Below are 324 nucleotides of genomic sequence, written 5' to 3' on the forward strand. Positions count from 1 at the left end.
TGTCGCCCTTGACGGCGGTGGAGTTCTCGACGCACTGCTGGTTCTGGGTGTCGTTGAGGATGTCCTGAACACCGACGTTGACCAGGGCCGCGATGTTCTGGATGTCGGCCTGGACGGGCAGACCGACACAGGGCTTGTTCAGCGAGCCCTGGATGAGCCCCACCTGGGGGCTCATGTAGCCGCCGGTGTAGGTGTTGCCGTACGACTGGGTGGCGAAGTTGCCGTTCTGCGTGTCGACCCCGCGGTCGCCCACGGCGGAGGCCATCGGCGCGGAGGCGCCCAGGACGACCGCAGCCACGCCGGCGGTAGCCAGAACCTTCTTGA

At 66.7% G+C, this 324-nt stretch carries 1 protein-coding gene; it reads right to left on the reverse strand.

The features are described 5' to 3' along the window. The coding region (locus IH00_RS0125480; protein WP_031077457.1) for a rodlin at positions 1-324 on the reverse strand (324 nt) is incomplete at both ends.

The sequence above is a fragment of the Streptomyces sp. NRRL S-118 genome (assembly GCF_000716335.1).
Taxonomy (GTDB): domain Bacteria; phylum Actinomycetota; class Actinomycetes; order Streptomycetales; family Streptomycetaceae; genus Streptomyces.